This is a genomic window from Amycolatopsis sp. NPDC026612 (assembly GCF_040638285.1).
Classification (GTDB): domain Bacteria; phylum Actinomycetota; class Actinomycetes; order Mycobacteriales; family Pseudonocardiaceae; genus Amycolatopsis.
The window spans coordinates 1-22,262 of record NZ_JBEZYB010000057.1; the positions used below are offsets into that span (position 1 = coordinate 1).

The 22,262-nt window shown below is 72.4% G+C and carries 22 protein-coding genes; 9 read left to right on the plus strand and 13 right to left on the minus strand.

From position 1 onward, the window contains the following. The first annotated feature begins 76 nt into the window (after positions 1–76). On the plus strand, positions 77–832 hold the full coding sequence (locus AB0F15_RS33555) for a serine hydrolase (RefSeq protein ID WP_360279280.1): 756 nt from the start codon (positions 77–79) through the stop codon (positions 830–832). Here AB0F15_RS33555 and AB0F15_RS33560 read toward each other — a convergent pair. Beyond that, complete coding sequence (locus AB0F15_RS33560; RefSeq protein WP_360279283.1) at positions 817–1,764, minus strand: LysR substrate-binding domain-containing protein; 948 nt, start codon at positions 1,762–1,764, stop codon at positions 817–819. The genes AB0F15_RS33555 and AB0F15_RS33560 overlap by 16 nt on opposite strands. A gap of 84 nt (positions 1,765–1,848) precedes the next feature. Between AB0F15_RS33560 and AB0F15_RS33565 the strand changes: the two genes are divergently transcribed. Then, a complete protein-coding gene (locus tag AB0F15_RS33565) occupies positions 1,849–2,772 on the plus strand; it encodes an MBL fold metallo-hydrolase (RefSeq protein ID WP_360279286.1) in 924 nt (307 codons plus the stop codon). 62 nt (positions 2,773–2,834) lie between these two features. Here AB0F15_RS33565 and AB0F15_RS33570 read toward each other — a convergent pair whose 3' ends face one another. Together AB0F15_RS33570 and AB0F15_RS33575 are read right to left on the minus strand one after the other, a co-directional pair. Further along, a complete protein-coding gene (locus AB0F15_RS33570) occupies positions 2,835–3,020 on the minus strand; it encodes a DUF5302 domain-containing protein (RefSeq protein WP_360279289.1) in 186 nt (61 codons plus the stop codon). An 82-nt stretch (positions 3,021–3,102) separates the two neighbouring features. Beyond that, on the minus strand, positions 3,103–4,059 hold the full coding sequence (locus AB0F15_RS33575; protein WP_360279291.1) for a winged helix-turn-helix transcriptional regulator: 957 nt from the start codon (positions 4,057–4,059) through the stop codon (positions 3,103–3,105). A 139-nt stretch (positions 4,060–4,198) separates the two neighbouring features. Between AB0F15_RS33575 and AB0F15_RS33580 the strand changes: the two genes are divergently transcribed. From AB0F15_RS33580 to AB0F15_RS33600, 5 genes are read left to right on the plus strand one after another with little or no spacing between them, the layout of a single operon-like run. Continuing rightward, entirely contained in the window at positions 4,199–5,671 is a 1,473-nt protein-coding gene (locus tag AB0F15_RS33580) for a carotenoid oxygenase family protein (protein WP_360279294.1), read from the plus strand. Continuing rightward, positions 5,668–7,359, plus strand: coding sequence for a class I adenylate-forming enzyme family protein (locus tag AB0F15_RS33585; RefSeq protein WP_360279297.1), 1,692 nt, complete (start codon positions 5,668–5,670; stop codon positions 7,357–7,359). Before AB0F15_RS33580 ends, AB0F15_RS33585 begins: the two co-directional genes overlap by 4 nt. 4 nt (positions 7,360–7,363) lie before the next feature. Beyond that, positions 7,364–8,557, plus strand: coding sequence for an acetyl-CoA acetyltransferase (locus tag AB0F15_RS33590; protein WP_360279299.1), 1,194 nt, complete (start codon positions 7,364–7,366; stop codon positions 8,555–8,557). After that, positions 8,554–9,543, plus strand: coding sequence for an LLM class F420-dependent oxidoreductase (locus AB0F15_RS33595; protein ID WP_360279302.1), 990 nt, complete (start codon positions 8,554–8,556; stop codon positions 9,541–9,543). Before AB0F15_RS33590 ends, AB0F15_RS33595 begins: the two co-directional genes overlap by 4 nt. Next, complete coding sequence (locus tag AB0F15_RS33600; protein ID WP_360279304.1) at positions 9,540–10,058, plus strand: pyridoxamine 5'-phosphate oxidase family protein; 519 nt, start codon at positions 9,540–9,542, stop codon at positions 10,056–10,058. The genes AB0F15_RS33595 and AB0F15_RS33600 overlap by 4 nt, the downstream gene beginning before the upstream one ends. Here the strand turns inward: AB0F15_RS33600 and AB0F15_RS33605 are convergent. Further along, positions 10,048–10,905, minus strand: a complete 858-nt coding sequence (locus tag AB0F15_RS33605; RefSeq protein ID WP_360279399.1) for an SGNH/GDSL hydrolase family protein — start codon at positions 10,903–10,905, stop codon at positions 10,048–10,050. The genes AB0F15_RS33600 and AB0F15_RS33605 overlap by 11 nt on opposite strands. Positions 10,906–11,032: 127 nt before the next feature. Here AB0F15_RS33605 and AB0F15_RS33610 point away from each other — a divergent pair, with 127 nt between their 5' ends. Continuing rightward, positions 11,033–12,274, plus strand: coding sequence for a helix-turn-helix domain-containing protein (locus AB0F15_RS33610; RefSeq protein WP_360279307.1), 1,242 nt, complete (start codon positions 11,033–11,035; stop codon positions 12,272–12,274). Between the two features lie 162 nt (positions 12,275–12,436). Here AB0F15_RS33610 and AB0F15_RS33615 read toward each other — a convergent pair whose 3' ends face one another. Both AB0F15_RS33615 and AB0F15_RS33620 read right to left on the minus strand, forming a co-directional pair. Next, positions 12,437–12,835, minus strand: a complete 399-nt coding sequence (locus tag AB0F15_RS33615; protein ID WP_360279310.1) for a hypothetical protein — start codon at positions 12,833–12,835, stop codon at positions 12,437–12,439. 80 nt (positions 12,836–12,915) lie between these two features. Then, positions 12,916–13,788: an alpha/beta hydrolase gene (locus tag AB0F15_RS33620; RefSeq protein WP_360279313.1), complete on the minus strand. Its 873-nt coding sequence runs from the start codon at positions 13,786–13,788 to the stop codon at positions 12,916–12,918. Between the two features lie 67 nt (positions 13,789–13,855). On the opposite strand from AB0F15_RS33620, the gene AB0F15_RS33625 reads away from it, so the two are divergent. Then, positions 13,856–14,587 (plus strand): TetR family transcriptional regulator, encoded by a 732-nt coding sequence (locus AB0F15_RS33625; RefSeq protein WP_360279315.1) that lies wholly within the window; start codon positions 13,856–13,858, stop codon positions 14,585–14,587. A gap of 108 nt (positions 14,588–14,695) precedes the next feature. On the opposite strand, the gene AB0F15_RS33630 is transcribed toward AB0F15_RS33625, so the two are convergent. The 7 genes from AB0F15_RS33630 to AB0F15_RS33660 all read right to left on the minus strand — a co-directional run bounded on the left by AB0F15_RS33630 (position 14,696) and on the right by AB0F15_RS33660 (position 22,236). Further along, a complete protein-coding gene (locus tag AB0F15_RS33630) occupies positions 14,696–15,355 on the minus strand; it encodes a TetR/AcrR family transcriptional regulator (protein WP_360279318.1) in 660 nt (219 codons plus the stop codon). A 90-nt stretch (positions 15,356–15,445) separates the two neighbouring features. After that, entirely contained in the window at positions 15,446–17,137 is a 1,692-nt protein-coding gene (locus AB0F15_RS33635; RefSeq protein WP_360279320.1) for an NAD(P)/FAD-dependent oxidoreductase, read from the minus strand. Then, entirely contained in the window at positions 17,134–17,877 is a 744-nt protein-coding gene (locus tag AB0F15_RS33640; protein WP_360279323.1) for a carbon-nitrogen hydrolase family protein, read from the minus strand. The genes AB0F15_RS33635 and AB0F15_RS33640 overlap by 4 nt, the downstream gene beginning before the upstream one ends. Beyond that, complete coding sequence (locus AB0F15_RS33645) at positions 17,874–19,265, minus strand: amino acid permease (protein WP_360279325.1); 1,392 nt, start codon at positions 19,263–19,265, stop codon at positions 17,874–17,876. The genes AB0F15_RS33640 and AB0F15_RS33645 overlap by 4 nt, the downstream gene beginning before the upstream one ends. Before the next feature lie 246 nt (positions 19,266–19,511). Further along, entirely contained in the window at positions 19,512–20,810 is a 1,299-nt protein-coding gene (locus AB0F15_RS33650; protein WP_360279328.1) for a HAMP domain-containing sensor histidine kinase, read from the minus strand. Between the two features lie 2 nt (positions 20,811–20,812). Continuing rightward, a complete protein-coding gene (locus AB0F15_RS33655; RefSeq protein ID WP_360279331.1) occupies positions 20,813–21,523 on the minus strand; it encodes a response regulator transcription factor in 711 nt (236 codons plus the stop codon). A gap of 47 nt (positions 21,524–21,570) precedes the next feature. Further along, positions 21,571–22,236 carry an IclR family transcriptional regulator gene (locus AB0F15_RS33660; protein ID WP_360279333.1) on the minus strand — a complete coding sequence of 222 codons (666 nt, stop codon included), beginning with the start codon at positions 22,234–22,236 and terminating at the stop codon, positions 21,571–21,573. Positions 22,237–22,262: the final 26 nt, after the last annotated feature.

A 22,262-nucleotide genomic window follows, 5' to 3' on the forward strand; every position in this document is an offset into this window, starting at 1 on the left:
CGACCAGGTAGCCGAAGGTGAACGGCGTCGACTTGGGGTTGGGGACGAACCGGAGCGCCGACCACCGGCTGCGGGGGTGCACGCCCGCCGTCTCGGTTCGGCCGAGGAATTCGGCCTGGACGCCGACTCCCCGGTGGTACTGGCGTCCGTGGTGAAGGTGCCGCTGGCCTTCGAGTTCGCGCGCCAGGTGGCGGCCGGGCAGCTCGACCCCACCGACCGGGTGCGGGCGTCCGCCGCGGACCGCCTCGGCGGCACCGGTTCGGCGGGCTTCGCCGACGACGCCGAATACAGCCTGCGTGACGCGGCGCTGCTGGCCCTGTCGGTGTCGGACAACACGGCCGCGGACCTGCTGTTCGACCGGGTGGGCGTGGAGAACGTCCGGTCGTTGCTGGCCGAGCTGGGCCTGACGCGGACTTCCGTCATCGGCGCGCCGCGGGACGTCCTGCGCACGATCATCGAGGACACGGCGGCCGGCTGTCCGTTGCGGGCGCTGGATCCCCTGCGGACTTCCGCGACCACCCCACGCGAGATGACGACGCTGCTGGCGGCGATCTGGGCGGGGGACGTGGGGGCGCCGGTCCGCGAGTGGATGTCGGCCCAGGTCAGCTGGCACCGGCTGGCGGCGGGGTTCCCGGTGGCGGTGGCGGTGGCGGGCAAGACGGGCACGATGCCGGGGATCCGCAACGAAATCGGCGTCGCGACCTACCCGGACGGTGCTTCCTACGCCGTCGCGGTGTTCACGGACGGCGGTGCGGAGACGCTGCGGCGCCCGGACATCGACCGCGCCATCGGCGAGGCCGCGCGGGCGGCCGTCGATCAGCTGCGGTCGTAGAACAGGTCCCACGGCCGGGCGGCCCGCGGCTCCGGCGGCACGATCCGGGACACCCCGTCGTCTTCGAGCACTCCGGCGGCGATCTCCGCCAGCTTCGCCGCCTGCGGGTGCGGGCTCGCCGGCGGCCAGGCGAAGGCCATCCGTGACCGCAGCACCTCGCCGGTCAGCGGCCGCCACACCACGCGCGGTTCCTTGCGGGGGCCCGGCTCGAACGCCACGCCGTGCCCGGCCAGGACCAGCCCGAGCACGAACTCGGGGTTGCGGGCGTGCCGGATCGCGGCCGGCCGGAAGCCGTGGTCCCAGCAGGTGCGCAGCAGGGCGTCGTAGTTCCCGGGCGCGGCCGCCCGCGGGGAGTGGACCAGACCTTCCCCCGTCAGGTCGGCGAGGGTGAGCTCGGTGCGGCGGGCGAGCGGTGAGTCGCGGGGGAGCACCACGCCCAGCGGGGTGTCGACGACCGGGCCGAGGTCGAGCCCGACCACGTCCACCGGCAATTGCAGGAGGCCGGCGTCGAGCCCGCGGTCGGCGAGCAGCCGCGCCTGCTCGGCGGTGGTGAGCTCCTGCAGGTCCAGCCGGACGGTGGGGCACTCGTCGGCGAACTTCGTCAGGATCGCGGCCAGCACCCGCCCGGGCAGTTCCGGGGGCACGCCCGCGCGCAGGCTGTCCAGCTCCCCGCGTTCGGCCTTCGCGACGAGCGCCGTCATGCGGTCCCAGCGGGAGAGCAGGTCCCGGGCTTCGGCGCGCAGCACTTCGCCGGCTTCGGTGAGCGTGATGCGCCGGCCGCGCTCGAACAGCTTCGCGCCCAGCTCGGCTTCGAGCCGTTTGACGCGCTGGCTCAGCGGCGGCTGCGCGATCCCGAGCCGTTCGGCGGCCCGGCCGAAGTGCAGTTCGTCGGCGACCACGAGGAAGTACCGCAGCGAGCGAAGGTGGTCCACGCTGCGACGATAGCTGTTCACCTATCGACTGGCCCGCTTCCCGATCTTGGACAGCGGGGCGCGGGTCGTGGTCGGGTGTCCGGTATGGACAAGGGATTGAGCAGGCGCGGGCTGTTCGGCGCGGGTGCGGCGGCCGCGGCGATCCTGGCGGGCGCACCGCCCGCGGCGGCTCGTTCGGCGATGACGTTGCGCTGGTGGGGGAACAACGGCTGGGAGATCCGGGTCGGGGCGAAGACGATCCTCGTCGATCCGTGGCTGACCCGGTTCAAGACGGGTACGTACACCCCGGCGGGTGCGGACCCGCGTACGCCGCTCTCGGTGGACCGTGCGCTGATCGACGGTTACCTCGACCGCGGCTTCCTCCGGGCCGACCACATCCTGGTGACCCACGGCCACTACGACCACCTGACGGACGTCCCGTACCTGGCCGAACGCACCGGAGCGACGGTCATCGGCACCGAGACCCATTTGAGTCTCGTGGCGGCCTTGGGTGCGCCGGATGACCAGCTCGCGATCGCGACCGGCGGGGAGGATCTGACGTTCGACGGGTACTCGATCCGGGTGCTGCGCTCCCTGCATTCGGCGACGGGCACCCGGGCCCAGGTCGCCTTCCCGGGCACTCGGCCGCTGTCCCGCCGCGACCGGCCACGGGTGATCTCCGACCTGGTCGAGGGCGGCACGCTGGCGTACGTCGTGTCCGGCGGCGGGGCGAGCGTGCTCGATTTCGGCGGTGCGAACTACGTCGAGTCCGAGCTGGCGGGGCTGCGACCGGATGTGCTGCTGCTGCCCCCGGGCGGCGCGAAAGTGACGGACTACGTCCCGCGCCTGCTGCGCACGCTGGGGAACCCCCGGTGGGTGGCCGCCACGCACTGGGACGACTTCGACCTGCCGCTGGGCCAGGCCCACGATCCCAATGGCGGGGTGGCGGTGCTGCGGAAGGCCGTGGCGGCGGCGAGCCCGGGCAGCGAGTTCGTGGTCCTGGACCACCTGGGCTCGTTCACCCCCTGAACGCCGTGAAGGCCACCTTGAAGAACTTCAAGGTGGCCTTCACGGACCTACGCTGCCGCTGCTCAGCCGCTCTTCCGGCGGAACGTCCGCTTGTTGGCCGCGGGGCCGTGGGCGTGCTGGTTCTTGCCGCCCGCGTTCTCGTGGGCGGCACCCGAGCGGGCGTGGGCCTGCTTGCGTTCCAGTGCTTCGCGGAACTTGCGCTTGACGTCGTCGTCCTCGCCGCTGGGCGACGGATCCGGTTCACTCATGCTTACCTCCGAAAATGACGACGTGTGACCGCTCCAGCCTGGCATCGGCCGGGGCGCTTGGCGAGTCGATTTGGTCACGTCGTCAGCGTTGGGGGGACGGTACGCCACCGAACTGCACCGACTTGCGGGTCAGGGGGCGGCCGCAGTGGTCGCACAGCAGCATCGGCCGCAGCCGTTCGCCGCAGTCGACGTGGTGCAGCGTGATGTCCGGCTCCTGGCCCGCCACCTCGAAACCGCGCGACCACTCCGCGATGAACGCCAGCGCCGGGAAGAACGCCAGGCCCTTCGCCGTCATCCGGTAGTCGCGGGCGTCGGTGCGGGTCGCCGCCGTGCCGGTGCGCAGGACGCCGACCTCGACGAGCTTGCTCAGCCGGGCCGACAGCACGCTCGGCCCGATGCCCAGCTCGCGCTCGAACTCCGAGAAGTGCCGGCAGCCGAGCAGCGCCGAGACCAGCAGGCCGGTCGACCACCGGTCGCCGAGCAGCTCCATCGTGTCGGGGAAGAACATCAGCGGGTCGCCGGCGAGCGACTCGGCGTCCTTGCGGCGGAAGCGCTTGGACGCGGTCGCCGCCGCGACGCCGGTGCTGTCCAGCCGCGACGCCCGGACGTCACGCGCGTCGACCCGGCGGCCGCAGGCTGCGCAGCCGAGCGGCGCCGAGGTAGCCAGCTCGCAGTCGAGGTGGATGAGCGTCGGCAGCACCTCGCGGCGGCCGTCGACCCACTCGCGCTCCCACGCCCAGATCGAGATCAGCAGCGGCCACAGCTCGAGGCCGCGCTCGGTCAGCCGGTACTCGTGCCGCGTGCGGCGCGCGTCCCGGTACGGCACCCGGGTGAGCATGCCCGCGTCCACCATGTCCCGCAGCCGTCCCGACAACGCCGTCGGCGAGATACCCAGCCGCAGGCGCAGCTCTTCGTACCGCCGGAAGCGCAGGAACAGGCTCTGCAGGATGAGCAGCGTCCACTGGTCGCCGACGAGTTCGAGCGCTCTCCGGAGCGGATCTCCCGCCGGCCGGACGCGGTGTGCACTCGCTTCGGTCACCCCGTCCCCCCTTGCTGCCTAGCGGCCTCAGCGTAACAGCTGACTACATCTAAAGAAGCCTATTGACACCTGGATACACAAATCATAGTCTCATCCCCAGCAGCCCGCGCAGTGGGGCCGAGAGTCAGGGAGCAGTCCGATGACCAGCACCTCCGAACAGCCGCTGATGGTGGCCCGGACGGCGGACACCGGCGAGGCCAACCCGTACCTGCTCGGCGTGTACGCCCCGGTCGGCACCGAGATCGACGCGGAAGACCTGCAGGTCATCGGCGAAATCCCGAAGGACCTCAACGGCGTCTACCTGCGCAACGGCCCGAACCCGCGGTTCGCTCCGGAAGGCCGCTACCACTGGTTCGACGGCGACGGCATGATCCACGCCGTCCACCTGGAGAATGGCAGGGCCCGCTACCGCAACCGCTGGGTCCGCACGAAGGCCTTCGAAGCCGAGTCCGCGGCCGGCAAGGCGCTCTGGACCGGCGTCATGGAGAACCCGAAGGACAACCCCTTCGGCAACTCCCACGGCCTGGGGCTCAAGGACAACGCCAACACCGACGTCGTCTTCCACCGCGGCCGGATCCTCGCCACCTGGTACCTGTGCGGCTCGCCGTACGCGGTCGACCCGCTCTCGCTGGAGACCCTCGGCGCCGAGGACTTCCTCGGCACGCTGGCCGGCGACATGATGGCCCACCCCAAGGTGGACGAGACCACCGGCGAGCTGTTCTGGTTCGACTACGGGCCCCGCCCGCCGTACCTGCGCTACGGCGTGATCAGCGCGGACGGCACTGTCGTGACCACCACCGACGTCGAGCTGCCGGGCCCGCGCCTGCCGCACGACATGGCCATCACCGAGCACTACGCGGTGCTGATGGACCTGCCGCTGGTGCAGGACCTGGAAGCCGCGGAACAAGGCCGGCACAAGCTGCACTTCGACCGCGCGATGCCGAGCCGCTTCGGGGTACTGCCACGCTACGGGAACGGTAGCCAGATCCGGTGGTTCGAAGCGAGCCCGTGCTACATCTACCACGTCGTCAACGCCTGGGAAGAGGGCGACGAAGTGGTCCTCGACGTCTGCCGCGTGCAGAAGCCGCAGCCGCGGGCCGACGCTCACACGCCGTTGGCGAAAATGCTCTCCTACCTGCGGCTCGATGCCCAGCTGCACCGCTACCGCTTCGACCTGCGGACCGGCGCGTGCCACGAGGCGCCGCTCGACGACGACAACACCGAGTTCCCGACCGTCGACGCCCGCGGCGTCGGACGGCGGAACCGGTACTCCTACGCGGTGCACATCTCGCCCGAGTCGACGCTGAAGTTCGACGGGCTGGTGCGCCACGACAATCTTGCCGGTACGAAGACCGAATACCGGTTCGGTCCCGGCCGGTGGGGCAGTGAGGCTCCGTTCGCACCCCGCGAAGGAGCACCCGTCGAGTCGGCGGACGGGTATCTGGTGACGTTCGTGCAGGACGAGCGTGAGGGACGCTCGGAACTGGACATCTTCGACGCCGCCGACCTCGCTGCCGGACCCGTGGCCAGGGTCCTGCTTCCCCAGCGTGTCCCGCTCGGTTTCCACGCGACTTGGGTCCGGGCGGACCAGCTGGAAAACCTCCGTTCATGAGATGCCATCGAGAGGGTCGTGCCCGGGACTTCCGGACACGGGGATGGTGGAGTGCGGAGACGATCGACCGGCTCGTGAAGGAGCGGGTCAGTGCCGACCCGGAGGGTCTCGCGCTGGTCGATCCACCGAACACCACCGCACTGGTCGGACGCGACCCGGTGCGGTGGACCTGGAGCCGGCTCGACGAACGCGTCGACGTCCTGGCCGCGTTCCTGCTCGCCAGAGGGGTGCGAGCAGGTGACGTAGTGGCTGTGCAGCTGCCGAACTGCTCGGCCCTGGTCCAGGCGTTCCTCGCGATCGTGCGGATCGGCGCGGTCGTCACCCCGTTCCCGGTGTCCTACCGGGAGCACGAGATGGTTCCGATGTGCCGGCGCACCGGGGCTGTCGGGGTGGTCACGGCATCCAGATACGGCGAGCACCCGCTCGCCGGGGCGGCCCTTGGGCTCATCGGCGCTTCGGCGCTGTCGGTCCGGTTCGTCGTCGCCAACGGGGGCGACGAACCGGCCGGTGCCCTGGCCTGGCCCGAAGCTCCACTGTCCGAAGTGGACAAATCTACTTTGGACTCGTACCGGGCCGAAGCCGACGTGAACGACTGCGTCACGATCTGCTGGACGTCCGGCACCGAAGCCGAGCCGAAGGCCGTGCCGCGCTGCCACGGAGATTGGCTGGCGACCGCGGCCGGCTGCGTCCAGGCCGCCGGGATCACCCGCGAAGACGTCCTGCTTTCCCCGTTCCCGATGACGAACATGGCCGGCATCGGCGGCATGTTCCTGCCGTGGCTGCTGACCGGCGCCGTGTTCGTCCCGCACCACCCGTTCGACCTGCCGGTGTTCCTGGGACAGCTCGCGGCCGAGCGGGTGACGTACACGCTCGCGCCACCGGCGTTGCTGACCATGCTGCTGCACAACGAAAAGATACTGTCCGGAGTGGACATTTCGGCGCTGCGGAAGATCGGGTCCGGCTCGGCGCCGCTCTCGCCGTGGCTGGTGCGCACCTGGGCCGAGCGGTACGGCATCGACCTCATCAACTTCTTCGGCTCGAACGAGGGCACCGCGCTGCTGTCCGGTCCGGTGGACATCCCCGACCCGGACCAGCGCGCGACCTACTTCCCGAACTACGCCTCGGCCGCCACTTGGTCGACCCCGGTCGCCGGGTGGACGTCGGTGCGGCTGCACGACCCGGTCACTGGCGAGCGGGTGACCGGACCCGGGCACCCCGGCGAGCTGCACATCGCCGGGCCGACGGTGTTCGCCGGTTACCTCACGGAGAAGGGCGAGCCGCTCGACACCTCGGCGTTCGACGAAGACGGGCACTTCCGCACCGGCGACGTCTTCGAGATCGACGGCGAGCGCGGGGAGTTCCTGCGGTACGTCGACCGGCTCAAGGACCTCGTGATCCGCGGCGGCATGAACATCTCGCCCGCCGAGGTCGAGGGCCTGCTGGCGGGGCACCCGGACGTCGCCGACGTCGGCGTGGTCGGCGTGCCCGACGAGGTCATGGGGGAGCGGGTGTGCGCGATCGTCGTGCCGGGTGCGCGGAAGCCGACGTTGGAGGAGCTGGTCGCGTACCTGCGCGAGCAGAAGGTGGCCGCGTTCAAGCTGCCGGAACGGCTCGAGTACGCGGAGTCCTTGCCACGCAACCCGGTGGGGAAGATCCTGAAGCGGCAGCTGCGGGAAAGCCTGGGGTGAGGTCATGACGGTGTTCGTGCTGGGCGGGGCGCAGACCGACTTCGCGCGCAACGTCACGAAAGAAGGACGCGGGATCCTCGAACTGTTCGCCGAGGTCGTGCCCGCGGCTCTCACGGACGCCGGGGTCTCGGCCGCCGACGTCGAGGTCGCGCACGTCGGGAACCTCGCGGCGGAGCTGTTCACCGGCCAGGCCCAGCTGGGCGGCGTGCTGGTGGCGGCCGTCCCGGAGCTCGACGGCGTGCCCAGCACCCGGCACGAAGCCGCGTGCGCGTCCGGCAGCACCGCGGTGCTCGCCGCGTGCGCCGACCTCGAAGCGGGCCGCTACGACCTGGCGCTGGTCGTCGGCGTCGAGCTGATGCGCAACGTCGATGGGCAGCGGGCCGCCGAGCACCTCGGGTCCGCCGCGTGGGCCGGGCACGAAGCCGTCTCCGCGAAGTTTCCCTGGCCGGCGCTGTTCGCCGAGGTCGCCGACGCCTACGACGCTCGGTATGGACTCGATCCAGGGCACCTCGGGCTGTTCGCCGAGCACGCCTTCACCCGGGCGGCGCTGAACCCGCTGGCCCAGGCCCGTGACTGGCGGTTTCCGGCGGCCGCGTTCGGACCGGACGACGAGCTCAACCCGGTCATCGAGGGCCGCCTGCGCAAGCAGGACTGCGGCCGGATCACCGACGGCGCCGCGGCGGTCGTGCTGGCCTCGCCCGCGTTCGCCGAACGGCTCGGTGGTGGCTTCCCGCGCATCGCCGGGTTCGGGCACCGCACCGCGCACATCGGCCTCGCGCCGAAGATCGCTTCCGGCGGCGAGTACCTGTTCCCGCACCTGCGCGGCGCCGTCGCCGACGCCTACCGGCGAGCGGGCGTGCCCGGGCCGGACGCGCTCGACACCGTCGAACTGCACGACTGCTTCACGATCACCGGGCTGGTCGCGCTGGAGCACCTCGGCTTGGCACCGCCTGGCGACGGCGGCCGGTTCATCGCCGGCGGCGGGCTGGACGCGGCCGGGATCAACCCGGGTGGCGGCCTGATCGGCCTCGGCCACCCGGTCGGCGCCACCGGCGTCCGCATGCTGCGCGACGCGGCCCGGCAGGTTTCGGGCACGGCGGGCGAGATGCAGGTGGCGGGCGCGCGCACGGCGTTGACGCTCAACGTCGGCGGCTCGTTCACCACGGTGGTCACCATGATCGTGCAGGCCGCCACATGAGGCTTTCGGTGTCGCTGGGACTCTGGCAGGACCGGCCGCCGGAGGAGGCGCTCGACACCGCCCGGGCCGCGGAGGCCGCGGGCTACCCGGAGCTCTGGATCGGCGAGATGGCGACGTGGGACGCCTTCGCGCTCGGCACCGCGATCGGCGCGGCCACCGCGCGGATTTCCCTGACTTTCGGGCCGCTGGCGGTGACCGTCCGGGACCCGGCGACGATCGCCATGGGCGTCGCGTCGGTGGCGGCGCTGACCGGCCGGGCGACCGGAGTCGCGCTCGGGACGTCCAGTGACGTCGTCGTGCGCGGCTGGCACGGCCGGTCCCGCGACCGGGCGGCCACGGCCCTGGCGGAGTCCGCCGTCGCGGTCCGGCAGCTGCTGGCCGGCGAGAAGTCCACTGTGGACGGCGCGGTCGTCGGCTCGCGGGGCTACCGGCTGCGGCTGCCCGCTCCGGAGTCTCCGCTGACGATCGCGGCGTTCGGGCCGCGAGCCGTCGACGTCGCCGCGCGGCACGCCGACCGGATGGTCGTCAACCTCGTCAGCCCGGCGGCCGCGGCGACGCTGGTGCGCGGGCTCCACGCTGCCGCCGAGCGCGCCGGAACCGCTCCGCCGCCGGTGGCCGCGTGGGTGGTCGCCGCGGCCGACCCGTCGCCGTCCGCGCTCGAACAGCTGCGCCGGGGCGTGGTCGGCTACCTCGCCGCGCCCGGCTACGCGGACATGTTCCGCGCGGCGGGCTTCGGCGACCTGATCGACTTCGCCCGCACCCGGCCGCACCCGCGCGAACTGCTGGCCGCGGTGCCCGCCGAAGCCATCGCCGCGGTCGGGCTGTTCGGGTCCCGCGACGAGATCGCCGCGAAGATCGGCGCCTACGCCGCCGCCGGGATCGACGAGCTGGCGATCGTGCCCGCGGCCGGCGACGACGACCCCGGTGGCGAGAAAACCCTCGCCGCGTGTCGATCCGCGGCCGTCCCGTTCGACGCGTGGGCATGACGGAACCGACAGCAACCCAGAACCTCGACCGATCCGGGTCCGCGGCGCTGCCGTGGAGCAGGGCGCGCGACCTCCTCGCCACCCAGACCCCCAAGGAGGACCTGACGTTCTTCATCGGGACCGTCCGCCCCGACGGGCGCCCGCACGTCGCCGGCGTCGGCGCCATCTGGGTGGACGACACCCTGTACTTCGTGAGCGGGCCCGGCACGCGCCGGGCTCGCAACCTGGCGGCGAACCCGGCGTGCACCGTGTCGGTGCGGCTGCGCGGTCTCGACGTCACGATGGAAGGCGAGGCCCACCGGACCACCGATGCGGCGACGCTGGAGCAGGTGGCGGCCGTCTACCGCGAGGGCGGCTGGCCCGCGACGGTGGTGGACGAGGGGTTCACGGCCCCGTTCACCGCGCCGACCGCCGGCCCGCCGCCCTGGCACCTCTACCGGCTCACGCTGCAGCGGGCCTTCGGCGTCGCGACCGCGGAACCGTACGGCGCCAGCCGGTGGGACTTCACCCGTTGACCGGCGCCCGGACGGCCGCGGCGACCAGGCCGCCGATCGCGGCCATGCCGTCCGCGTTCGGGTGCAGTGGCGCGGCGACCGACGTCGGGATGACGCTCTCGAACCACTTCACGCCGGGCAGCTTGCAGACGTCGTGCCCGATCGAGGCCGTCCGGACGTCGACGTAGCGCGCGTTGTGCGCGGCGGCTTGCCGGGCCAGGGCGGCGTTGGTCTTGTCGATGCTGCCCTGGATGTAGTTCGCGTCGCGCGCGGTCAGTGGCGCGATCGGCCAGCAGCCGTTGTGCGGCAGGTAGGTGCCGTAGCCGGCCACGAAGACGTCGGCGTCCGGCGCCTTCGCGTGGATCGCCTCCAGCAGCGCGCCCCACACCGGCTCGAACGCGGCGATCTTTTCGGCCAGCTGGTCGTGCCCGCCCGCGGTGTACCGGTCGACGCAGTCGGGGACGATGCCGGGCAGGAGGTTGATGCAGCTCGTCGCCGCGCCGACCAGGCCGACGTCGTTGCCGCCGATCGTCACGGTCACCGTGCGGGTCTGCGCGCCGAGCGCGTCCAGCTGCGGTGGGACCGCGCCGGCCGACGTCTGCTGCGGAGCGGTCATGTCCGCCGTCGTCGCGCCCGAACAGGTGACGTCCGTCAGCGGCACGCCGAGTGCTTTCGCGGCGACGTGCGGGTAGTTCGCCAGCGAACGGAGGCAGCCGGGGGAGGAGAGGTCGGGCGGCAGGATCAGCGGCCCGGCCGCCGCCGAATCCCCCAGTGCCACGTACTCGCCGGCGGTGCCCGCCGTCGCTGTGCCCGCCGTCGCGCCCGCCAGCGCGGTGACCATGATCGCGATGAACGCCGTCGTCCTCACTCGCACGCCATCCTCCTTGACACGCTGTTCTCTTGACGCTGTGCCGACTGTTGGTCTCCGTGACACCATCGGCACCGAGCGTGGCCGGATTGACTGGGAATCCGGGCAGAGAACGGGGGGATCGGTTGTGACGGAGCACAAGCCTGGCGGCGATCTGACCCTCGGCGGCCAGCGGGTGCACGAGCGGCTCACCCGGGAGGAGCCCGAGCTGATCACCCGGGTGCTCGCGCGCCTCCAGGCCGAGGTCGCGGACTACCGGCGGCTGCCGGTGGAGGAACTGGCCGGCGACATCGCGGGGATCACCCGGCAGGCGGTGCGGGCGTTCGCGCGCAGCCTGCGCGAGGATCGCGAGCTCAACGCGGCCGAGCTGCGGCAGGTCGGCGCGTCGGCGGTCCGCCGGGCGGAAGAGGGCTTTCCGCTGGAAGCCGTGCTGACCGCGTACCACGTCGGCGCGCGGGAGATCTTCGCCGTCGGCTCCGCTTCTTCGGGCAGTGCCGACGTCGCCGATCTCCTCGAAGTCGCGGACCGGGTGCTGGCGTTCGTCGGCACGGTCACCGGCGTCGTCACCCGCGGGTACCTGGAGGAGCTGCGGACGAAGGTCGGGCAGGAGCACACCGCGCGCCGGACGCTGCTGTCGGTGCTCGTCGACGGCGGGCCGGTCGACGTCGTCGCCCGCAGCGCCGGGATCACGTTGCCCGCGCGGTACGTCGTGCTGAGCGTCGAACTCGGGCCGCACGCCGACGAGGAGTCGCCGGGCGTGGACGCCGAGATCGCCGTCCGCCGCAAGCTCCGGCGGTTCCTCGCGGCGTTCGAACACGCCTGCGGCGACAGCGTGCTCGCGTCCCTGGACGGCCCCGGCGGGCTCGTCCTGCTCCCGCTGGCCGGCCGGCTGACCTCGATCGGGGACTGGCACGCGGTCGTCGACGCGGCCGGGCGCGCGGCGGGCGTGACGGTGCTGGCGGCGGCGGAAACCGCGGCGCCCGCGGAGGTCCGGGCGGTGGCCGCGCAGACCGGCGAGGTGCTGGACGTGCTGCGGTGGTTCGGCCGGGCACCGGGGCTGTACCGCCTCGACGACGTCCTGGTCGAGTACCAGCTGACCCGTCCCGGCGCGGCCCGCGACCGCCTGGCGGCGGCGCTCGACCCGCTGGACGCGCACCCCGAGCTCGTCGAGACGCTGGACGCGTACCTGGCGTCGGACACGAACCGCCGCCGCACAGCGGCCCGGCTGCACGTCCACCCCAACACGGTCGACTACCGCCTGCGGCGCGTCCGCGACCTCACCGGCATCGACCCGCTCCACCCGGCCGGCCTGCCCCGCATCATCGCGGCTTCCGCCGCCCGCCGCGCTTCGGGTCTACACCGCCCCTAACGAGTCACGCCCCCAATCACGCGAGTCACGGGCCCAATCACGCGAGTCACGGGCCCAATCACGCGAGTCACGGGCCCAATCACGCGAGTCACGTGTCCAATCACGCGAGCCGACCCCGTGGGTACGCAGGCCGACCCGTAGGCACCCGTGTCGAGCTTCCGATCACGGGACCCGCAGAATCCGGCCGGCGAACTCGCGTACCCGGACGGTCGGTTCGCGTACCCGGAGGGACGGCTTGCGGACCTGGAGGGTCGACGCGGCGGCGCGGGCGAGGGCGCCGGTGACCAGGGCGCACGCCAGGACGAACGCGGCGAGGCGCGCCGGCGCGTCGAAGACCAGCGAGCCGAGGCGACCGAGCACGAAACCCGTGTGCAGGGCCCAGGCGACCACCGCGATCCCGGTCGCGGCCGCGGGGGAACTCCGGTAGGCGGCCGCCAGGACGACCGAACCCAGGGTGACCAGCGCGTACCACGGGTGGCCCGTCGCCCCGGCCAGGTCCGCGACGATCAGCGCGGCGACGGCGGCGACGCAGCCGAACGGAAATCCGAAACCCTCTGTCATCCGCCCAGTGCAGTCCCGGCGGCGCGGGACGACGGGATCCCGGACACGTTCCCTACACCCGTCCCCGGGATCTTTACGCGCTACTTACCCCGAGCGGTCACGCCGTCGATCGCGCCCGCGAGCTCGGGCCAGACCGCGCGCGGCAGGTTGTGGCCCATGCCGGGGATGACGACCAGTTCCGCGCCCGGGATGGCGGCCGCCGTCGCCTTGCCGCCGCTGACGTTGATCAGCGGGTCGGCGTCGCCGTGGACGACCAGCACCGGCAGCCGCACGTCACGCAACCGGGACGTGCGGTCGCCGGACGCGACCACCGCCGCGGCGTGGCGCAGCGTGCCCACCGGGTGGCGCGCCCGGTCGTAGTGCAGTTCCGCTTTGGCCAGCAGGAACGCTTCGTCGTCCGGGTATCCGGGCGAGCCGAGCCGCTGGTAGCCCTCGACGCTGTCGGCGATGGCCTGTTCTCGGGTCGAAGCCGGCGGCCGCGTCAGCATGGCCAGCGCCCACGGCTCGGCCTGCCCGACGGTCCGGTCACCGGTGGTCGACATGATCGACGTGACCGACCGCAGGCGGTCCGGGTGGTCGATCGCCAGCTGCTGCACGATCATCCCGCCCATCGACGCCCCCACGACGTGCGCCCGGTCGATGCCGAGCGCGTCGAACAGCCCGACGACGTCGTCGGCCATGTCCGAAAGCGTGTACGGCGCACTCGACCGGTCGCCGGCCGCCAGCGCGGCCAGGTCCGGCGGGGGCAGGTGGTCGAGCCAGGTGGAGAGCCCGACGTCCCGGTTGTCGTAGCGGACGACGAAGAACCCGCGGCCGGCGAGCAGTTCGCAGAAGTCCTCCTCCCAAGTGATCATCTGGGCGCCGAGGCCCATCACCAGTACCAGCGGCGGGGCCGCCGGATCGCCGAAGGTGTCGTACTCGAGTTCGAGACCGTTGGCCTGTGCGCGTGCCATCCCCCGATCCTGCCGTACCCGTGCGGAGCTGGCACCCGCCCGGCCGGTGCGGTTACCGTTACGCCCCATGCCTCCCTCATCCTCGGGCACGGGACAACGCCCCCGATCGCGAGCCGCGGCGGGACTGCCGGCGCTGACCGCCGACTGCATCGTCAGCGCGGCCACCGCCCTCACCGCCCAGCGCGGCCTGGACAACTGGACCTTGCGGGAGCTCGCCCGCGCGGTCGAGGCCTACCCGGCGGTGATCTACCACCACGTCGGTGACCGGGACGCGGTGGTGAACGCCGTCGTCGACCGGGTGGTCGGGCTGCTGGAGCTGCCGGCCGAGCGGCTGCCGTGGCAGGAATGGTTCACCGAACTGCTGGCCGGGCTGCGCGAGGTGCTGCGGACCTACCCGGGCTGCGCGCGGCGGCTGGCGCTGTTCGGGCCGTCCGTCCAAGCGGCCACGCGCACCATCGACGCGGGCATCGGCGTGCTGCTGACCGCCGGGTTCGGCCGCGAGAGCGTGCTGGCCTACAACCTGCTGCTGATGACCGCCTGCCAGTTCGTCGCGATGGAGGACGACCGCGACGGCGCGCTCGCGCTGCGGATCGACAACACCGAGCAGTACGCCACCTACCGCGAGCGGGACGACCTGCCGGGGATGGCCGAGCTGGGCGCGGCGATGCACGACCTGATGGGTGACCCGGACCTCGCCTCGGGCTATTACGCGCAGCTCTACGACTACGCCGTCCGGCGGTGTCTCGACGGGCTCGCCCACCGGCTGGAAGAACTTCGCGAATCGGACAGTCCGGGCTGACAGCGACTTGACAGTGCCGCGGCGTACCGTGGGCGTGCGTCGGTGGTTCGCCCACTGACCCGGAGCCCCTGGCGCCCTCCTCCCCCTCGTGGCGCCGGGGGCTTCGGTTTACCCGCCGTGCCGCGGTGCCGGGGGTTCGCCGCGCGGCGGTTCCGCCTGGATGGCCGGGAAGATCTCGCCGACCAGGGTCACGAGCGACTTCGACAGCAGCAGGTGCACCTGGTCGCGGGTCAGCGACCGGCGCACGAGCCATTCCCGGCCCGCCGACTTCACCATCCCGCCGAACGCGCGCACGAGCGCGTTCAGCTCGGCGCCGTGTTCGCTCTCCCGCGAGAGCCCGACGGCTTCCAGCACGCGGTCGGCGGATTCGCGGTCGGCTTCTTCGAGGATGCGCTCCACCTCGAGGTCCCGGCCGATGCCTTCGGGGGCGATCGCCGCCAGCCACATCCGCTCCTGGCTGGTGACCATGTCGAGGAACCACTCGATCGCGACGTCGGCCCTCAGTTCCAGCGGCCCCTCGGGGAGGATCTCGACGGCCAGCCGCGGCACGGTCAGCGCGCGGCGGATGATTTCCAGGTACAGCTCGCGTTTCGTGCCGAAGTAGTGGTTGATCAGCCCCCGCGCAACGCCCGCCGCCGCGGCGATGTCCGAAGTGGACACTGCGGAATAGGGACGCTCACCGAACAGCCGCGCCGCACAGGCGTAGATCTGTTCCTTCCGTTCGTCCGGTTCCAGTCTTCGCCATCTCGGCGCCGGCTCGGTGTTCATCCGCCCATCGTCGCACGCGCCGTTGCGCCGGGCAGGCCAGTGAGCACGATGTCGGATGTGCTGCGAGCCCGATACCCGATCGGGGCACGGTCAGTCCGGCAGCGTGATCGGCGCGATGTCCGCGAAGGCGTCACCCGGGCCCGGGTTCGCCGGATCGGTCGTACCGCCGAAGTGGTGCAGCACGCCCCACACCGCGTTGAGCGCCGTCTGCACCGCGCCCTCGGCCCAGCCCGCCGTCCACGAGACGTCGTCGCCCGCCAGGAACAGGCCGCGGTACCGCGGCGGCAGCTCGTCCTGCACGAAGTGGGTGAACAACCGGTGCTGGTAGCGGTAGTGCCCGGGCAGGTTCGCCTTGAACGCACCCATGAAGTGCGGTTCGGCCTCCCACGACACGGTCACCGGGTCGCCGATGATGTGCCGGCGGACGTCGACGCCGGGGTAGATCTCCCGGAGCGACTGGAGCATCACCTCGACGCGCTCGCCGACCGGCAGCGGCAGCCACTTCAGCGAGTCGTCCGCCCACGTGTAGGACAGGCAGATCACCGCGGGCGAGTCCGGGTCGTCGCCGAGCAGGTACGTGCCGCGCGGCATCCGGTCGGTCAGCGTCATGCTCAGCGCGTCGCGGCCGGTCACCGGGTCGCGGTCCAGCCAGAACGGCCGGTCGACCGGCACGAACACCTTGGACGACGCCATGTAGTGCGTGCGCTCGATCGCCGTCCAGTGGTCGATCGGGAACAGCGCTTCGTCGCATTCGATGTTCGACAGCAGCATCCAGCTCTGCGCGGTGAACACCGCCGCCGGGAACGTCCGGATGTGGCCTTCGGTGTCGGTCACGGTGATGTTGCCGGGTGCCGTGCGGTGCAGCCGCGCGACGCCGGGCTGCGGCCATCCGCCGTGCAGGGTGCTCAGGCTCGTGCCGGCCGGCCAGAAAACCGGGTCTTCCGGGGCGTGCTCCCACAACCGCAGCGGGAGCTGCCTGCTGCCGCCGACGATGCTGCGGTGCTCGTCGTCGGCCCCGGTGTAGACCACGCGCAGGATCTCCAGGATCGAGTTCGGGAAGTCGGTGTCCCAGCCGCCGGTGCCGAAGCCGACCTGGCCGAAGATCTCGCGGTGGCGGAAGGAGGCGAACGCGGGCGAGTCGCAGAGGAACCCGTAGAACGTCTGGTTGTCCAGCCGCGGAACGAGGTCGTTCCACAGCCGCTTGACCGTCTTCGCGTCGCGGTCGCGGATCGCCGTCTGCATCTCGGCGAAACACGCGTGCTCGGCGAGCGTCCGGTCCCAGGCCTCGGCGACTTCCCGGAAGACGGCGGGCAGGTCCTCGGGCGTGCGCGCGTAGTGGCTCTGTCCCTTCAGGTCCACGACGGTGCTCGGCGTCCCGGGCGCCAGCGGGTTCGGGAACGGCGTGGTTTCGAGCCCCACCTTGTCGATGTAGTGGAACAGCGCGGTCGACGCGGGCGGGAAGCGCATCGCACCCATCTCGGCGACGACGTCGTCCGGGCACCCGGGGAACCGCACCGTGCGCAGCCTGCCGCCGAGCTCGGCGATCTCGTACACCACCGGCCGCAGCCCCAGCTTCATGAGCTCGTACGCGGTGACGATGCCGGAAAGGCCGCCGCCGATCACGGCGACCTCGGTGCCGTGCCGTCCGGCGGGCACCGAGCCCAGCCCGGCGGGGTGGGTGAGGTAGTCGTCGTAGGCGAACGGGAAGTCCGGGCCGAACATCGTGATCGGGCGGCCGGGGGCTTCGTCGTGGTGGATCGCGGTCGGGACGGCGGAGGTCATGCGGTGGTTCCCCGGTACAGGTCGGGCCGTCGGTCGGCCAGGTGGGTGTTCTCGAGGCGGGACGCGGTCAGCGCATCCCGCGTGACGTCGGCGGCGATCACGCCGGGCCCGGCACCGGCGCGGGCGAGCACCTCGCCGGTCGGGGCCACGATGCAGGACCGCCCGCAGTAGGTGAGTTCCCGCTCGGTGTCGCAGCGGTTCGCGTAGGCGACGAACAGCTGGCTTTCGTAGGCCCGCGCGGGCACGAGGGTGTCGGCGACGATCTCGTACGGGCTCATCAGGGCGGTCGGCACGACCAGGAGCTCGGTGCCGGCGAGGGCGTGCGCGCGGACCATCTCCGGGAACTCGACGTCGTAGCAGATGAGCAGCCCGATCCGGACGCCGCCGAGGTCGGCCTGCACGACCGCCTCGTCGCCCGGCGTGAACCACGCCTTGTCGAGGTCGCCGAACAGGTGCGTCTTGCGGTAGTTGGCCAGCCGCCGCCCGGTGGCGTCGACGAGCTGGACGCTGTTGTGGACGCGCTCGCCGTCGGCCTCGGGATAGCCGTACGCCAGCGCGGTGCCCAGGTGCCGCGCCAGCGCGGACATCCGGGCCGCGGTGGGTCCGTCGGCGGGTTCGGCGAGCTCGTGCGTGCGCGCGCCGATGTGGTAGCCGGTGGTGATCATCTCGGCGGTGACGACGAGGTCGGCGTCGATTCCGCGCAGGTCGCCGAGCGGCCCCTGGTGGATCGCGACCCTCATGCCAGCCTCGACTTCCGGATGCCGTAGCCGAAGTAGAGCACCAGGCCGAGCGCCATCCAGCCGCCGAAGACCACCCAGGTGGCGCCGTCGAGGCTCAGCATCATGTACGCGCAGCACAGCACGCCCAGGATCGGCGTCACCGGCGAGAGCGGCACGCGGAACGAGCGCGCGGCGTCCGGCGAGCGCCGCCGCAGCAGCAGGACCGCGACGTTGACGAGCCCGAACGCGAACAGCGTGCCGATGCTGGTGGCGTCGGCCAGCTTCCCCAGCGGGATGAACGCGGCCAGGACGGCGACGAAGGCCGAGACCACCAGGGTGTTGATCCGCGGGGAGCCGGTTTTCGCGTCTACTTCGGACAGTGCGCCGGGGACCAGGCCGTCGCGGGACATCGCGAACAGGATGCGGGTCTGTCCGTAGAGGACGGTCAGCACGACGCTGGTGATCGCCACGAGCGCGCCGACGGCGAGCAGCCCGGCCCAGAACGGGTTGTCCGAGACGACGTCGAGCACGTGCGCCAGTGCGGCTTCCTGGCCGTCGAACTGCGGCCACGGCAAGGCACCGACCGCCGCCACCGCGACCAGGCAGTACAGCAGGGTGACGATCCCGAGCGAGAGCAGGATCGCCCGCGGCAGGTCGCGCTGCGGGTTCTTCGCCTCCTCGCCGGCGGTCGACGCCGCGTCGAAGCCGATGTACGAGAAGAACAGCTTGGCCCCGCCGGCGCTCAGCCCGGCCAGCCCGAGCGGCAGGAACGGGGTGAAGTTCTTCGCCTGCACCGCGCTGAAGGCGATCGCGCAGAACAGCACCAGCGTGGCGATCTTGACCGCGACCATGACGGCGTTGGCCCGCGCGCTCTCCTTGGCGCCGGACAGCAGCAGGACCATCGCGAGGACGACGACGAGGATGGCGGGCACGTTGACGACGCCGCCCGAGCCCGGCGGCCCGCTCAGCGCGTCCGGGATGGCGAAGCCGAAGGCCAGCCGCAGCAGTTCGTTGAGGTACTGGCCCCAGCCGACCGCGACCGACGCCACCGAGACGCCGTATTCGAGCACCAGGCACCACCCGCACACCCAGGCGACCAGTTCGCCGAGCGTGGCGTACGCGTAGGAGTACGACGAGCCGGACAGCGGGATCATCCCGGCGAGTTCGGCGTAGGAGAGCGCCGAGAACAACGCGGTGACCCCGGCGAGCACGAACGAGAGCACCACCGCCGGGCCGGCCACCGGGACGGCTTCGCCGAGCACGACGAAGATCCCGCTGCCCAGCGTCGCGCCGATGCTGAGCGTGGTGAGCTGCCCCAGGCCGAGCGACCGCTTCAACGTGCCGTGATCACCTTCGGCGACCAGGGTGCCGACCGGTTTCCGCCGCACCGCCGCGGCTCGCAGAGTCATGCCGACGACGGTAACTGCCGCTGGCAGCGCACAAAACAGGAGAACATTGCGCGTACAGATGAATCACAGGTGATTCATTGCACAGAAGCACCGAACCCCGGCGATTCGTTCCAAGTCGCGCCCGGCGTCACTTTCACGTGAAAGTGACACGGAGGCAGTCCCTCCACGTCGCTTTCACGTGAAAGTGACGTGGAGGGGGTGTCTCCGGAACGTCCGGTCATGCCGGTCACGCCGAGGCAAGCAGGGTCACGCTGGGTCGGTCGGTTCGGCGGCCGGTAGGAGGAGCGTGAACGTCGGCGGGTCGGGGCGGCTGAGGCGCAGGCGGCCCCCTTCGGCTTCGGCGAGGCCGCGCGCCAGCCGCAGGCCGATCCCGTGGCCGTGGGGCGCGGACGCGAACGGGTCGGTTTCGCCGAGGTCGGGGCCCTCGTCGGCGACGTCGATGGCGAGCGCGTCGCCGGCGTCGCGGGCCAGCACCGTGACCGTGCCCCGCCCGTGCGTCGCCGCGTTGTCCAGCAGCACGCCGAGCACCTGCCGGACCGCTGCGGCCGCCACGTGTGCCGGGGGCGGGTCCTCGCGGAGGATCCGCAGCCGCCGCCCCTGCGGCGCGAGCAGCGCTTCGCCGGCCTGCCGGACCTCGTCGAGGAGCGCGTCCAGATCCAGCTCGGCCCGCGGCGCCCGGCGTTCGCGGCCCAGAGCCAGCAGGTCCTCGATGGTGCGTTCCAGCCGGTCGGCGGACGCGATGCCGGCGCGGATCGCCGCGTACGGGTCCGCGGCCGGTGTCTCCAGCGCGGCTTCGAGCTGCAGGCGCAGCCCGGTCAGCGGCGTGCGCAGCTGGTGCGACGCCTCCGCGGAAAACGCGCGCTCGCGCTCCAGCGTCTCGCCGATCCGGGCCGCGGTGGCGTCCAGGGTCTCGCCGACCTGGTCGATCTCGGGAATGCCCGCCCGCGGCGACCGGGCGGTGAAGTCGCCGTCGCCGAGCCGCCCGGCCGCGGCGGCGAGCTCCTCCAGAGGCCGGACGAGCCGCTTCGTGAACCGCCGGGCCATCAGCCAGCTCGCCCCGGTCGTCGCGACCGCGAGCCCGGCCATGCCGAGCCAGGTCAGCATGATCCGCTGCCGTAGCTGGGACTCCGGCAGCGCGGCGCGGACCACACCAGTCACCCGGGGCCCGCTGACCACCGGCACCGCCAGCGCTATTTCCTCGCCTTCGAGGCCGATGACGACGTCCACCGTGGCCTTCGCCGCCTGCCGTTCGACCGGGCCGCCGACGGCGGGCCCGCGCCCGGCGAGCAGCCGCCCGTCCGAGGCGTAGACCCCGACCTCGCCCTGGACTTCGCCGTCCGTCTCGTCGAGTGGTGGCACGGTCGGCCGCCGCCCGGCGTTCAGGTCTTCCGACACGGCGAGCGCAGCGGTGTCCGCGGCCCGCTCCAGGTCGCCCTTCACGTCGTCGTGGTGGTACTGCCACACCGCGATGCCCAGCGGCAGCGCGAACAGCAGGGTGGCGACGAGTGCGGCGAGCACTGTCAGCGAGGTGATCCGGCGGCGCACGGCTACCCTTCGGCGGCGGTCCGGGCGGGGTCTTCCAGCCGGTAGCCGTGTCCGCGCAGCGTGGCGATCCGCGGCACCTCGTCGTCGGGCCCGGCGGCCGCCGTGAGCTTGCGGCGCACCGCCGCGATGTGCACGTCCAGGGTCTTCGTCGAGCCGTACCAGTGCGCGTCCCAGACCTCGGACATCAGCGTGTCGCGGCTGACCGCGATCCCGGGCTGCTCGGCCAGCCGCGCCAGCAGGTCGAACTCCTTGGCCCGCAGCGCCACCTCGCGCCCGCCCAGGGTGGCGCGGCGGCCGGCGATGTCGACGGTCAGCCCGCCGACGGTCACCGGGGGCCGGGGCCCGGCAGGTGCGCCGCGCCGCAGGTGCGCCCGCACCCTGGCCAGCAGCTCGCCCAGCCGGATCGGCTTGGTGAGGTAGTCGTCGGCACCGGCGTCGAGGCCGACGACGACGTCCATCTCCTCCTGCCGCGCGGTCAGGATCACCAGCACCGAGGCGGGCAGCGCGGCCCGCAGGCGGCGGCAGACCTCGACGCCGTCCAGGTCGGGCAGGCCGAGATCGAGCAGCACGAGGTCGAATTCGCCGGCTTCGGCGGCCTCCAGGGCGGTCCGCCCGTCACGGCACCAGCACACGTGGTGACCGTGCAGCCGCAGGGTCGATTCGAGCACGCTGCCGATCGCCGCGTCGTCTTCCACCACCAGCAGGTTCGGCATGCCGGAAGCCTAACCGGCGGTGCGGCGGAAGCCCGGGTGATGGTGGTCTATTCCGTCCGCGTACCGAGCCCGATCCGCGAGATCCGCCGGGAAGCGCGGGTGACGGCTTCGGTCAACGCCGGGATTTCCGCGGTCCCGAACCGGCTGCCGGGGCCCGTGACCGCCAGCGCGGCCAGCACCCGTCCGTCGCCGTCGTGCACCGGGGCGGCGACGCTGGACGCGCCCGCCTCCGGCTCGCCGTGGCTGACGGCGGTGTCCTCGGCCGCGCCGGCGAGGATCCGCCCGGCGGCGCCGCACCCGAGCGGCAGCTCGTCACCCACCGAGCCCACGTGCCGGATGGCCCGGATCCCCTCCTGCTGGGCCACGCAGACCAGCGCGGTGGTGCTGCGCACGTACAGGTTCACCGTTTCGCCGCAGTCACGGGCCAGCTCGCGCAGCACCTGCCGGACCGGCTCGGGCAGCTGCCACGCCGTGTTCGCCAGCTGCGCCCAGCGCAGCATCCCCGGCCCGACGGTGATCCGCCCGTCCGGCCGCGTCCACAGCAGGCCGCGCTGCTCACAGGTGGCGACCAGCCGCAGGACGGTCGTCTTCGCGAGGCCGCTGGCCGCGGTGAGGTCCTTCACCGCCCAGGTCCGGCGGTGTTCGGTGAAGAGGGCGAGCAGGTCGAACGCGCGCAGCACGCTCCGGACCCCGCCGTCGTCTTCCGCTGTCATCGAGCGACCCCGTCCGCCTGATCGGC